10 protein-coding genes are annotated in these 11,962 nt (G+C 62.6%); 4 read left to right on the top strand and 6 right to left on the bottom strand.

Annotated features, from left to right (window positions below):
• Window positions 1-226: 226 nt before the first annotated feature.
• The 3 genes from F0A16_RS13915 to F0A16_RS13905 all read right to left on the bottom strand — a co-directional run bounded on the left by F0A16_RS13915 (window position 227) and on the right by F0A16_RS13905 (window position 4,813).
• Window positions 227-1,132 carry a LysR substrate-binding domain-containing protein gene (locus F0A16_RS13915; RefSeq protein WP_187776015.1) on the bottom strand — a complete coding sequence of 302 codons (906 nt, stop codon included), beginning with the start codon at window positions 1,130-1,132 and terminating at the stop codon, window positions 227-229.
• Window positions 1,133-1,220: 88 nt separating this feature from the next.
• A complete protein-coding gene (locus tag F0A16_RS13910) occupies window positions 1,221-3,257 on the bottom strand; it encodes a CocE/NonD family hydrolase (RefSeq protein ID WP_149435992.1) in 2,037 nt (678 codons plus the stop codon).
• A complete protein-coding gene (locus F0A16_RS13905) occupies window positions 3,254-4,813 on the bottom strand; it encodes a BCCT family transporter (protein WP_149435991.1) in 1,560 nt (519 codons plus the stop codon). Before F0A16_RS13905 ends, F0A16_RS13910 begins: the two co-directional genes overlap by 4 nt.
• A gap of 336 nt (window positions 4,814-5,149) precedes the next feature.
• Between F0A16_RS13905 and F0A16_RS13900 the strand changes: the two genes are divergently transcribed.
• Window positions 5,150-5,365, top strand: coding sequence for a DUF3820 family protein (locus F0A16_RS13900; RefSeq protein ID WP_149435990.1), 216 nt, complete (start codon window positions 5,150-5,152; stop codon window positions 5,363-5,365).
• Window positions 5,362-6,378, top strand: a complete 1,017-nt coding sequence (locus F0A16_RS13895) for an MDR family NADP-dependent oxidoreductase (protein ID WP_149435989.1) — start codon at window positions 5,362-5,364, stop codon at window positions 6,376-6,378. The genes F0A16_RS13900 and F0A16_RS13895 overlap by 4 nt, the downstream gene beginning before the upstream one ends.
• A gap of 42 nt (window positions 6,379-6,420) precedes the next feature.
• Here the strand turns inward: F0A16_RS13895 and F0A16_RS13890 are convergent, their stop codons facing one another.
• From F0A16_RS13890 to F0A16_RS13880, 3 genes are all read right to left on the bottom strand, one after another.
• The gene (locus tag F0A16_RS13890) at window positions 6,421-6,828 is read right to left on the bottom strand and encodes a hypothetical protein (protein ID WP_149435988.1); all 408 of its coding nucleotides are present in this window, start codon (window positions 6,826-6,828) and stop codon (window positions 6,421-6,423) included.
• A gap of 34 nt (window positions 6,829-6,862) precedes the next feature.
• On the bottom strand, window positions 6,863-7,876 hold the full coding sequence (locus tag F0A16_RS13885) for a DnaJ domain-containing protein (protein ID WP_149435987.1): 1,014 nt from the start codon (window positions 7,874-7,876) through the stop codon (window positions 6,863-6,865).
• A gap of 111 nt (window positions 7,877-7,987) precedes the next feature.
• Window positions 7,988-8,974 (bottom strand): sugar-binding transcriptional regulator, encoded by a 987-nt coding sequence (locus F0A16_RS13880; RefSeq protein WP_187776014.1) that lies wholly within the window; start codon window positions 8,972-8,974, stop codon window positions 7,988-7,990.
• A gap of 207 nt (window positions 8,975-9,181) precedes the next feature.
• Here F0A16_RS13880 and F0A16_RS13875 point away from each other — a divergent pair, with 207 nt between their 5' ends.
• Both F0A16_RS13875 and F0A16_RS13870 read left to right on the top strand, forming a co-directional pair.
• Entirely contained in the window at window positions 9,182-10,483 is a 1,302-nt protein-coding gene (locus tag F0A16_RS13875; protein WP_187776013.1) for an MFS transporter, read from the top strand.
• A gap of 59 nt (window positions 10,484-10,542) precedes the next feature.
• Window positions 10,543-11,952: a sulfatase family protein gene (locus tag F0A16_RS13870; RefSeq protein WP_223119792.1), complete on the top strand. Its 1,410-nt coding sequence runs from the start codon at window positions 10,543-10,545 to the stop codon at window positions 11,950-11,952.
• The last annotated feature ends 10 nt before the right edge of the window (window positions 11,953-11,962 follow it).

Raw genomic sequence — 11,962 nt, 5'->3', positions numbered from 1 at the left:
CCTCCCTCTGACTGACATCCTCACGCAAACACTGCTGAACAACCCGCAGTTTGAAGCTCTCATCGTATCTCGCCATCAAAAACACCCCGAAGATTGGATGGGTGTCCAACTTTCGGGGTGCAGTTCAGTGATCGCTGCCGGCTTTTGTTCGTCTATCGCCTGATGATTCAGCGCCCCGAGCGTGTCGTTTCGACGCACGAGACCGCCCGGCTGGCGGTGCGGATTCCTATTCCAGCACCCACTCCCGAAATGCCCGCATCGGTTCGGTGAAATGACGATGCTGCGGGGTCAACAGCGACAGTCTGCCGCGGCTGGGCAGCGTCAGCGGAAGCACCTGCGCCAGGTTGCCCTGCTCGAGGTCCGCCGCCAGCAGACGCATCCAGCCCAGGGTGACGCCCTGGCCGGCCAGGGTTGCGTTCATGAGCAACTGGAAGCTGTTGGCCCGCAGGCTGTGCTCCGGGGCGTGCCAGGTCAGGCCCTGTGCCTGATACCAGCCTTCCCAGGTCAACCAGTCATGATAGTGGTCTTCCACCACCATCAGGGTATGGCGTGCCAGCAGATCGTCGGCATCGCGGATGTCGCCATGACGAGCCAGGTAGGCCGGACTGCAGACGGCGGCAACCTCTTCGTGGGCGAAAATCGCCTCGGCACTGAGGCCGGGCGGATCGACTTCGTGAGGGACATGATAGTAGATACCGAGATCGAACTCGGCGAGGTCCAGGCGGTGTGGGTCCTCGACCGTCAGGATGCGGATCTCGATATGCGGATGGGCGCGTTGGAAGTCGGGCAGCTGCCGTGCCAACCAGATCGAGGCAATGGTGGGGCTGGAGGCCAACGTGAGCTGACGGTCATCGCCACGACGCCGCAGGCGCGCCGTCTCGTCGCGCAGGTCACGCAACAGGCGCTGCACCACGCGAAAGTAGTGCTCGCCAGCGGGCGTTAAACGTAGACCTTCATAATGACGTTCGAACAGCGGCCGGCCCAGGTCGTCCTCGAGCCGCTTGATCTGGCGGCTGACCGCGCTTTGCGTCAGGCTCAGTTCATTGCCGGCTTGTGTGAAGCTGGCATGTCGCGCGGCCGCCTCGAAGGCACGCAAGCACGTCAGCGGCGGTAACGCATCACGGGATGCCATAGACGAATCCGGGGCCATGAAACGGCCCCGGAGCATAACATGCGTGGTCATGGTCTCGTCGTCGACAAGTGCCTAAATACCTAAGCCCCTAGATGGCCGAGCGCGGGATCTCGCGCTGCCACGTCTTCTCGCTGACCAGGGTTTCGCCTTCGTGGGCGATTTGCTCGGCGCTGAGGTAGAAGGTGTCTTCGTCGCAGTTGAGGTGGTAGCGACTGGTCACCTCGACGGCGAACCGACCCTCGCCCTCGTCGCGGCTGGCACGGTAGACCCATTCGATGTCGGCGCGTGTGCGCGTGGCATCACTCGGGTGACTGGTGTAGATCTCCTTCGCTTTCTGCTCGACGCGCAAACCGTGATCGGCGAAGCGAACGTCGCCCATGTCGTCCTCGACGGTGACGGTCACCTCGCCGTTGACGACATCCTCGCTGATCGTACGCTTGGGCTGACCGGCACGCAGCGTGTCCACGCGACAGGGCGGTGCGCTCTCCGGCGCTTCGAACGGCATCGGAAGGTAGGCAGCCTTGGAGACCGGCAGTTCCAGCGTTGGCGTACCGGCCTGGAGCGTGAGGTCCGCGCGCTTTTTCGGCGACCACACCAGTGGGAAGCTGGCGCTGGAGAGCGCCACGCGCAGGCGGTGTCCTGGGGGTAGGCGGTAGCCGATCAGGTCCAGCGGCAGGCGTATGTCCATCGGCTCGCCGGGGACCGGCGGCGTGAGCGTGCCGGGATCGTCGCGCAGATTGAGATTGAGCGTGGCGTAGGTGATCAACGCGCTCTCGCCGCTCGGCGCTACGTCACAAAGGCGCACGTGGAACTGACCGCAATCCTCGGCACTGGCGAGCGTCACCCTCACCGTCGGCTGGCCGAGAATGTCGAGCCCTTCGATATAAGGCGCGGAGTCGAAGGTCAACGATAGGCCGTCGTCGCGGCGCTGGTCCGGCGGGAAATCGGCGCCGAACCACAGCGGGATGTATTCACCCTGCAACGAGCCGGCGGTCAGTGGCGAGGCGATCAGCCGATCATTGCTCAGCCGGCCGCTGGCCCCCAGGCCGCGATCGCCGAGTACCAGGGATTGCGTCTCGACCTCGTCACTGGGCGCGGGCCAGCCGTGGGTACGGACCCACTGCCCGGGGCGCTCGAGATATTTGGGGGCCGGTGGCACGCCATCCTGCAGATAGAAGGTGCACTCGGGCTCGTCCATGATGCCGGTGTCGGTATCCTTGAGCCAGTAATCCCACCAGCGCAGCGCCTCCTGCAGAAAGCCGATGGCCGGGTCGGGAATCGCGAAATGCGGGTACTTGTGCATCCAGGGCCCGATCAGCGCCTTCTTCGGGCACGACAGGTGCTCCATCATTCGCGGAATGGTGTTGATGTACGAATCCGCCCAGCCGCTGATCATATAGACAGCCGCTTCGATGCCGCCTAGCTCTTGGTGACAGCCCTCGCAGACCGAGCCGTGTTTCCAGTAGTCGTCGCGATGCTGATGCTCGAGCCAGGTTTCAGCCAGCAGGGGCATGTTGCCGAGGCGATGCTTCCACATCTCGCGCCATCGATCGCCGACCAGCGCCGGGTCGGGCACGGCGGCGGAGAAGCTCAGCATGGTCGCCGCCCAGCCGAGATTCTCCAGCAGCATGTTGCCGCCCTTGTAGTGGATGTCGTCGGCGTAGCGGTCGTCGGTTGAGCACAGCGTGATGATCGCCTTGAGCGGTTCGGGACGCAGCGCGGCGAGTTGCAGGCTGTTGAAGCCACCCCAGGAGATACCCATCATGCCGAGCTTGCCGCCACACCAGGGTTGGGCGGCGATCCAGTCGATCACCTCCAGCGCATCACGCTGTTCCTGGGGGGCATACTCGTCTTCCATCAGCCCGTCGGACTCGCCGTTACCGCGCATGTCGACGCGCACGCAGGCGTAACCGTGACCGGCGAAGTAGGGATGAGTCAGCTCGTCGCGCACCGCCGTGCCGTCGCGTTTGCGATAGGGCAGGTATTCGAGGATCGCCGGCACCGGCTTCGACTCGGCATCCTCAGGCAGCCAAATGCGGGCTGCCAGGCGAGTACCGTCTTCGAGCACGATCCACTGGTTTGCTATTTCCCGCACGCGATGGGGAAAGGTCGTTTTGGTCTTCATGCGTCATCCTTGGCAACGCGAGAGGATGTCGGCTCATGGGTGAGCCGCTGTGGGTGTTTGAGCCAGACCCAGAGCGAACCGGTGGCCATCAACACGATCAACAGAGCCGGCAGGCCCCCGAGATTGGAAAGCATCTTGATGCCGTCGATCCCCACGAAGCTGACCATGACCCAGGACACGATGCCGACGATCACGCCCCAGATCACCTTCATCGGGACGCCGGCATTGAGATCGGAGTCGGCGGTCAGGCCGCGGGTGCAGAGGTTACCGATGGCGTCGGTCTGCGAGTCGGCCGCGGTGACGTAGGAGATGTAGGCGATGAACAGCAGCAGCGGAATCCATACCTGCGAGAACGGCAACTGACGGAACAGCTCATAGAGCACATTCTCGACCCCACGATCGTTGAGCACGGCATAGAGATCGGCGCCGCTTGTGCCGACATGAGCCTGAAAGTAGAGCGCCGTCCCGGAGAAAATCAGGATCCACACGCTGGCGAACAGCGCCGGGTAAAGCAGGTTGACGCGCAGGAACTCGCGCACCGTGTAGCCGCGGGAGATCTTGCCCAGGAACAGCGCCGCCACCGGGGCCCAGGCGAACCACACCGCCCAGTAGAAGATCGACCACCACTGCGGCCACTGGTCGTCGGCGGCGGCGCCGGTGAACAGGCTCTTGGTGAAAAAGCCGTCGAGGTAGACGCCGAACGACTCGACGCCCAGTGACAGGCAGAAGACGGTCGGGCCGACGATGAACATGAAGACGCCGAGAATGGCGAGCAGAATGGCGTTCAGCGACGACAGTCGGGCGATACCCTTCTGCAAGCCGCTGGCAGCAGAGATCACAAAGGTCACCACGATGATGGCGATGATCACACCAAGCCGCAGCGGGCTGGTTTCACCGCCGAGATATTGGCCCGCGCCGCCGGCCAGGGTCAGCGCACCGGTGCCCAGTGAGGATGCCATGCCGGCCACCAGCGCGTAGAGCGAAATGGCATCGATCAGGCCGCCGAAGCGTTTGACCCTGGGCCCGAAAACCGGCTCCAGCATGCTCGAGATCGAAAAGCGCAGGCGAAGGTTGTAGAACGCCAGCGCGAAGATCAGTGCCGGGACGGCATAGATTGCATAGGGCGTGAACGTCCAGTGCAGGAACATCGTCGACATGGCGAACAGCATGGCGTCGCCCGAGCCGGCTTCCAGGCTCAGCGACGTCGGCGGTTCCATGAGGTGATACAGCGGCTCGGCGGTGGTCCAGAATAAAACGCCCACGGCCAGCGTGGTGCACAGCGTGATCGAGAACCAGCGTAGCCGCGACAGCAGCGGCGTGGCATCCCGGCCGCCAATGCGAATGCGCCCGATCGGCGAAAAATAGACGATGACGGCCATGATCAGCAGGTAGAGGCTACCCAGGCTGAATAGCCACGAAAAGTTGGTCAGAACGGCGTCGTTGAGCGCGCTGGCGGTGGCTAGAAACGCATCCAGATCGACATAGCTGGCAACGACGGCCGCCAGCAGGATCAGAAAGGTCGGCCAGAATACCATCGGCCGCAGCGAAGTTTGCATACCCATCTCCCGTTATCGTTATCGTAGGCGCCGATGCGCCGTGCTCATGACGGTATAACCTAAGCTCTGTCTGAAAAATCGACGAGCGATAGCCAGACAAGGCGAAAGTCGGCGAAAAAGCGGAATTTACGCGAGGTAAATGAGCATTTTGAGTCGATTTTTAACGCCGTATGGGTGAGCTCAGGCATTTTTCAGACAAAGCGTAACGCCTTTGCTGCCCGGTCGGGCAAGTGGTCACTGGGAATGAGGGCATGCGCCGAGTTCATGGGTACAGTGGCGGAGGCGACCGTCAGGCGCTGTAGAATGATGCGGCCAGGAATCGACGAAGGAGACGAAATGGAGCCTGAAGACCTCACCAGGCTGGTCAGTCGCAAGATGCCCTTCGGCAAGTATGAGGGATGGTTGATCGCCGACCTGCCGGGCCCATACCTGAACTGGTTCGCGCGGGAAGGCTTCCCCAATGGGGAGATCGGGCGTCTGCTGGCGTTGATGCACGAGATCGACCACAACGGCCTCAGTGGGCTTTTAGATCCTCTGAGAGAGCGCCGGTGACTTCTGCAGCAGGGTCGGTCGAACAACTTTTTCTGCGGCGGATGCCGCAAGGGCCGCTGCAGCCCGACGATATAGGCCTGCGTTCGGCGGCGGTTGATTGTGGGAAATCGCTGCGCCTGGAACCCCATTATTTCAGCGTCGACCCTTACATGCGAAACCGCATGCAGCCAGAGGGATACGATTATATCGCGCGATGGCAGGCTGGCAGTATGCTCTCGGGCTGGGCGCTGGCTCGGGTCAGGGAGAGCCAGTCGTCGACGTGGCGACGGGGGGACTGGGCACTCGGGCATCTCCCGATGCAGACGGTGGTGGAGCATGACGGGGCTGGGTTGATCCACTATCCGGCATCGCCGGAACCGCCCCTGGCGGGACTGCATCCGCTAGGGATGACCGGATTCACTGCCTGGCTGGGAATGTGTCACATCGGCCGACCGCTGCCATCGGACACGGTGCTGGTCGGTGCCGCTGCCGGTGCGGTGGGGTCCCTGGCGGCGCAGTGGGCCCGACGTGCCGGGGCGCAGGTGATAGTGACCGCCGGGCGTAGAGAAAAGCGGGAGTGGTTGAAGGCGGTCGGCTTCGAGCGCGTGCTCGACCACCGCGCACCGGACTATGCCGAGCGGCTGCGCGAGACAGCACCTGATGGCATCACGCTCAATTTCGAAAGTCTCGGTGGATCGGCTTTCGAGATCGCCAATACTCTCATGCGCCCCGGCGGTCGAGTGGTGCTGTGCGGGCTGATCAGCCAATATCAACAGCCCGAACCTCGCCGGGCACCCGCCAACCTGGCACGGCTCGGCGGCAAGGGTGTCGGTGTTCATCCTTTCGTCGCACCTGAATATCTCCATGAGTGGGAGGCGTTCCAGCGCGCTTCCCGATCGCCTGTGGCGGCGGGTGAGCTCGTGTGGCGTCTCGATATCGTCGAGGGTGGGCTGGCGGCGGTTCCTCAGGCGCTGATCGGCCTGCTCGCCGGAGGCAACTTGGGCAAACGGATAGTGAAGATGGACTATTGCTAATTGGCTATGGAAGTGGCGCCTCGGTTCTCCTCTAGCAGCTTGCTAACTCAGCCAGCGGCCGATGCCATAAGCGGCGAGCCATCCGATCAGCACGGCCAGGGCAAGCCAGGACCAGCGTCGCCAGCGCGTCTGATGGCGGCTGAGTGCAATTTCCAGCTGTCGCGTCAGCAGTTCCTGACGAACCACGATACGTTCGGGGGACGAGGAAAAATCATTGGCGGTGTCCCCTTGCCAGTGGGGGGCATGGGTCATGCCCAGACCCGCCCGCAGCCTGCCGAGGTCGTCCAGCAGTGCATGCAGGTCGTCATAGGCCTCGCGATGCGCCGCGTCGCCGAGAGCGCTCAGCGCATCGGCCTTCAGCGTCTGGTTGTTGCAGCGTTCTGCAGCTCGGACGATGGCTTTGGGCGTTGCGTCCTTGGCGATGCCGAGTCGACGATAGAGATCACGCATGTTGCATCAACAGGTCGTAGGCGTTCTTGATCCGCTAGAAACGTTGCGAAGCCAGGGATATTCGCAAGTCGCCCTGGCCGTGGAAGCGATCGGGATGATGACGCTGTGCCAGGCGGCGGTAGGCGCGTTTGATATCGGTCGAGGAGGCATGCTCGTCGAGTTCCAGGACCTGCAAGGCCAGCCGGATTCGGTAGTGGGGTTGGGGGATGCCGGCCGCTTGTTGCCACTGGCGTTGCCGTCGCTGCTGTTCTTGACGAGACGCTTCTTCCCGACGCGCTCGCTCCCGTCGCTGGGCTTCGGCCTGACGCTCCTCTTCCTGGCGCTGGGCTTCGGCCTGGCGTGCCCGTTGCAGGCGTTCTTCCTCCTGGCGCCGCCGCGCCGCTCGTTGACGTGCCTGCTGGCGCAAGCGGTCACGCTCAAGGCGATTCTCCCGTCGCCGCGTATGCGCGGACAGGATTCGGGCTCTCCAGCCTAGCCAACGGTGAGTCTCGCGCGGGGAGGGAGCCGTGGTGTCGGTGTCTGCCTCGGCTGCCGGCTCGGCTGGCTCTTCCTGCTGCCAGTACTCCTGTCGGCTGGGGTCGCTGGGGGGCGTCAGGGCGCGTCCGGCCACCTCGCGGAACAGCCGTGCAAAAGCAGCGGGCGTCACGCCTGAAAGATCGGAGAGAAAGCGCAGGATGTGGTGATTTCGCAGGCTGAGATCACCCTCGCTCGTGGCCAGCCCGATCGCGCGCCGCAGGAAGGGGTGCGACTGTTCATCGATGCGTTCGCGTAACACCACCTCGGCGGCCAGTTGGATGGCCTTCAGGTCGGCTCTGGCGATCGCCAGCAACGTGTCGAGATCCCGGGAATGGCGATAGCCGTTGGCCAGCACTTCGAGGTAGCGCCGGTCCTCGGCAAGCACAGCGCGCTTGTTGACGTAGACCCACGTCAACAGCAACAGGGCCGCGGTATCCGGCGGGTAACGACTTTTCAGCAGCAGAAGCTCGAAAGCGGAAAAGCGCGCTGGGCCATCGATGAATCCAAGCGGAGAAAGGGTTGTTGTCATCATTTGTTGGATTCCGAGTATACCCAAACTCGACAAAGAGTCGTCACCGTTGCGCCACGCGGATAGGTTCTTCTGAAGCATAAGCCAGTTCTACCAGTCGATATAGCGAGCTGCTCATGCGTTGGCGGTGAACGACCCGGCAAGGTCGAGAATGGCCTGGGCCAGACTGCGGTCGACAATGAGCGTATTGAACAGTCCAGCCTTGGCAGCGGCGATCGTTGCCTGGGCTCGATAAGCACCGGCGCCGGTACCGATGACACGGGGGACCCTGCGTAATTGGTCCACCGAGATACCGAGGACGCGGCGATCCAGTTCGCTTTCTATGGCTCGTCCATGCTGATCGAAGAGTCGACCACTGATTTCACCGCAGGCGCCTTTGTCGGCTATCTCCTCGGCCTCGCTTGCTGTCAGCAAGTTGTAGAGCGCCGAGCCGGAGGGGCGCCAGGCGCCGACCGATACGACGGCGATATCCAATTCCTCGATACGGGCCAACGAGCGGGCGATATCGGGTTGGCGCGCCAATGCCCTCGCTGTTTCGGCTTCCTGCAGTACCAATGGTGCATAGATGGGGTATGCCGTGCCATTGGCGGCTTCTGCGATGATGCGAATGGTCTCGACGGATCCGAGTCGGTTGCCGGTGAGGTGGATGGCTCCGGCGAGCTGCACGACCTCGCAGGTGGGCAACTGGCGGATCTGGCGTGCCATCGACTCGATGACACGGCTCCAGGTCATGCCGACGGTCTGGCCGGGTTTGATTTCGTCGTCGAGCACTATGGCAAGGCGATGGGCCACTGCCTCGATGGTGGATTGGTCGCTGCCCGGTATGCGGTCCACCACGATGGCGTGTTCGATTCCCAAGGCCGCGGCCACGTCCAAGCCCATCTCCGGTGAGAGTTGCGCGGGATGGCGAATGCTGATCATGACCAATCCCGTTTCCCGGGCCTCCTTCAACAGTCGCGCGACCTGAAAACGGCTGATACCGAAGTGACGCGCCAGATCGCTCTTGGATTCGTCTTCCAGGAAATAACGACGAACCATCTCGAATATCTGATCCTCGCCGACAGAAGCCCTTTGTGGCCGGGTTTTGCTGGCATCCGTCATAAAGCCTCCCTCTACATCCTTAGTTGTAGTCGCCGGTCGAAAACTTGCCCCGGGCGATAGTACCAGCATACGCTCATGCTCGTTTGAGACGTGATGCGCTCATTTGAGTATTGGCTTGCACCGTCTCGTAGTGACTGGATCACCAACGACAACTTGGGTCATGGGCCCGCCGCCTCCTGCCGGAGTTCGCCAAACGAGAGGGATGTCATGAGCGTCGATGATCTGCAGGACCCCGCGCGGTCAGAGGGCAAATCCAGGAAGGCGGCATTTGCTGCGTTCAGCGGTGCCTTCATCGAATGGTACGACTTCTATCTCTATGGCATCGCCTCGGCACTGGTGTTTCCACAACTGTTCTTTGCCGATGCCGACGCTTCCGTCAGCCTGATGGCCTCGTTCGGTGCCTTCGCCGCGGGTTTCATCGCTCGCCCCATTGGAGCATTGCTGTTCGGCCACTTCGGAGACCGGCACGGTCGCAAGACGATGCTGATCATCACCGTTCTCATCATGGGCGTATGCACGCTGTTGATGGGGCTCGTACCGACTTACGAATCGATCGGCTGGTGGGCGCCCGCGGCGCTGATTACCCTTCGTATCGTGCAGGGACTGGGAATAGGCGGTGAATTCGGCGGCGGTGCGCTGGTTGCGCTGGAGAACGCGCCGAGTCGAAAGCGCGGGCTGATGGGCAGCTTTCACCAGTTGGGTACGCCGATGGGGCTGCTGGTCTCTACCGGGGTCTTCTCACTGGTCCAACTGTTGCCGGAGTCGAGCTTTCTGGCGTGGGGCTGGCGGATTCCGTTTCTGTTGAGCGGCGTCTTTCTCGTCTTTGCCCTGTTCCTCCGCAGTTCGCTGCCAGAGACGGAAGTCTTCCGCAAGCGAAAGACACAAGAGCCCGCGCGCCACATTCCCTTGATGAGCCTGCTTCGCGAACAACCGGGCTATCTGTTGCTCGGGCTCGGCGCGCGCATGGCCGATGCGGTGACCTTCAACGTCATCAACGTTTTCGGTATCGCCTACGCCACGTCGACGCTGGGGTTGTCGCAGCAGATGATGCTGACCGGTTTCGTCATGTCCGCCGCGGTGCAGGTCTTCCTGACACCGCTGATCGGCATGTTCTCCGACCGGGTTGGGCGTCGTCCGGTCTACATGGCGGGCATCGTCGTCTGTGCCATCGGGGGGCTGGCCTATTTTCCCCTGCTGTCCACCGGAGAGGCCTGGGTCGTGTGGCCGACCATCATCGTGGTGCAGGCGGTGGGCACTGGGCTGATGTTCACCATTCAGGGAACCTTCTTCGCCGAGATGTTCTCGACGCGCGTGCGCTATACCTCGCTCGGCATGATCTATCAGGGCTCGGCGCTGTTGGGCGGTGCGCCAACGCCGTTGATCGCCGCCGCGCTGGCCAGTGCCTTCGCCGGTAGCTACTGGGGGCCGGCGCTCTATCTGTTCGCCATGACATTGGTCAGCCTCGCCTGCGTCATCGCGATCACCGAAACTTATCGCAGCGAGCTGTGAAACCGCCATCAATGGAGCAAGGAGCCGCGTCCATGTCAGAGAGGAAAGTCCCCAATATCATGTTCGTAATCACGGACCAGCAGCGATTCGACACGATCCACGCACTGGGACATGAGCACGCGATCACTCCGAATCTTGATCGGCTGGTCCAGGAGGGCACTACCTTCGCGAGAACCTACGTCACGGCGCCATCCTGCGCACCGTCACGAGCCAGTCTGTTCATGGGCCTCTATCCGCACAGCACCGGTGTGTTCCGAAACGACGAGCCGTGGCGGCATTCGTGGGTCGAACAACTGGCGCAGGCGGGCTACCGCTGCGCCAACATCGGCAAGATGCATACCTTCCCGTACGAGACGCCGCTCGGCTTCCACGAGCGCCACGTGGTTGAGAACAAGGATCGCGATCATCCCAACCTGCCGTTCTTTCTCGACCAGTGGGACAAGGCGCTGTGGGTCCGGGGCGTCGACAAACCGAGCCGGGTGACCTACCGTCACCGTGCCGACTATGACGATCGCCTGGGAGCTTTCGTCTGGGAGGCGCCTGCCGAGCTGCATGCCGATAACTTCGTCGGTGACTTCGCGGCCATGTGGCTCGAGCGTTACCCCGGTGACGAGCCGTTCTTTCTGCAGATTGGGTTTCCCGGACCGCACCCCCCATACGACCCCACGCCTGAATACCTCCAACCGTTCGAGACGCGTGACGTGCCGATGCCGGTCGGCGGCGCGGAGGACATCGCCAGTCAGCCGGCGCCGCTCAAGGCGCTGCGTTGGAACCATCTCGACAACGATCATGACGCGGTCAAGCATCTGGAGCATCCGACACCCGAGCAAATGGTCCGCCAGCGGCGCCACTATCATGCCAACGTGACGATGATCGATGCACAGGTCGGGCGGCTGCTCGACGCCTTGGAGAGGCGGGGCGTCCTCGAGGACACCATCATCGTGTTCACCTCGGATCATGGCGACTGCCTCAACGACCACGGTCATAGCCAGAAATGGAATATGTACGAGTCGAGTGTGCATGTCCCCGCGATCGTCTGGGGGCCGAAATTCGTGCGAGGGAACCAGCGCATCGAAGGTTTGACTTCGCTCATGGATCTGGGGCCGACCGTTCTCGAGTTGGCGGGAGTCGAACCGCCGGCCTGGATGGAAGCGCAATCACTGTTGCCGGCGCTGCAGGGCGAAACGTGGGCGGGTCGCGAGCATGTCTTCGCCGAGCACGCCCGTGATTTCATCCTGACCGACACCGAATTGATGACCATGGTGCGCGACGACCGCTGGAAGCTCGTGACCTTCGTCGACAGTGACGAGGGGCAACTCTTCGACCTGGAAAGCGATCCCGAGGAGCTCGACAACCGCTGGGACGACGCCTCCTGCCGGGCGCTGCGCGACCACCTCCAGCAGGTGATTGCACGTTGGCGGGCCGAAAGCGCGACCCATACGTCGACATGGGCGGCGCCTTGGCGCTGAATGGGGCGTT

This window comes from Salinicola corii, from assembly GCF_008298015.1.
Classification (GTDB): Bacteria; Pseudomonadota; Gammaproteobacteria; order Pseudomonadales; family Halomonadaceae; genus Salinicola; species Salinicola corii.
This window is presented reverse-complemented; position numbering and strand designations above follow the sequence as displayed.

Bases quoted from the DNA above. Each gene is read 5' to 3' on its own strand.
- F0A16_RS13905 (WP_149435991.1), bottom strand. From the start codon at position 4,813: ATGCAAACTTCGCTGCGGCCGATGGTATTCTGGCCGACCTTTCTGATC.
- F0A16_RS13910 (WP_149435992.1), bottom strand. From the start codon at position 3,257: ATGAAGACCAAAACGACCTTTCCCCATCGCGTGCGGGAAATAGCAAAC.
- F0A16_RS13870 (WP_223119792.1), top strand. From the start codon at position 10,543: ATGTTCGTAATCACGGACCAGCAGCGATTCGACACGATCCACGCACTG.
- F0A16_RS13900 (WP_149435990.1), top strand. From the start codon at position 5,150: ATGGAGCCTGAAGACCTCACCAGGCTGGTCAGTCGCAAGATGCCCTTC.
- F0A16_RS13875 (WP_187776013.1), top strand. From the start codon at position 9,182: ATGAGCGTCGATGATCTGCAGGACCCCGCGCGGTCAGAGGGCAAATCC.
- F0A16_RS13885 (WP_149435987.1), bottom strand. From the start codon at position 7,876: ATGATGACAACAACCCTTTCTCCGCTTGGATTCATCGATGGCCCAGCG.
- F0A16_RS13880 (WP_187776014.1), bottom strand. From the start codon at position 8,974: ATGACGGATGCCAGCAAAACCCGGCCACAAAGGGCTTCTGTCGGCGAG.
- F0A16_RS13890 (WP_149435988.1), bottom strand. From the start codon at position 6,828: ATGCGTGATCTCTATCGTCGACTCGGCATCGCCAAGGACGCAACGCCC.
- F0A16_RS13915 (WP_187776015.1), bottom strand. From the start codon at position 1,132: ATGGCATCCCGTGATGCGTTACCGCCGCTGACGTGCTTGCGTGCCTTC.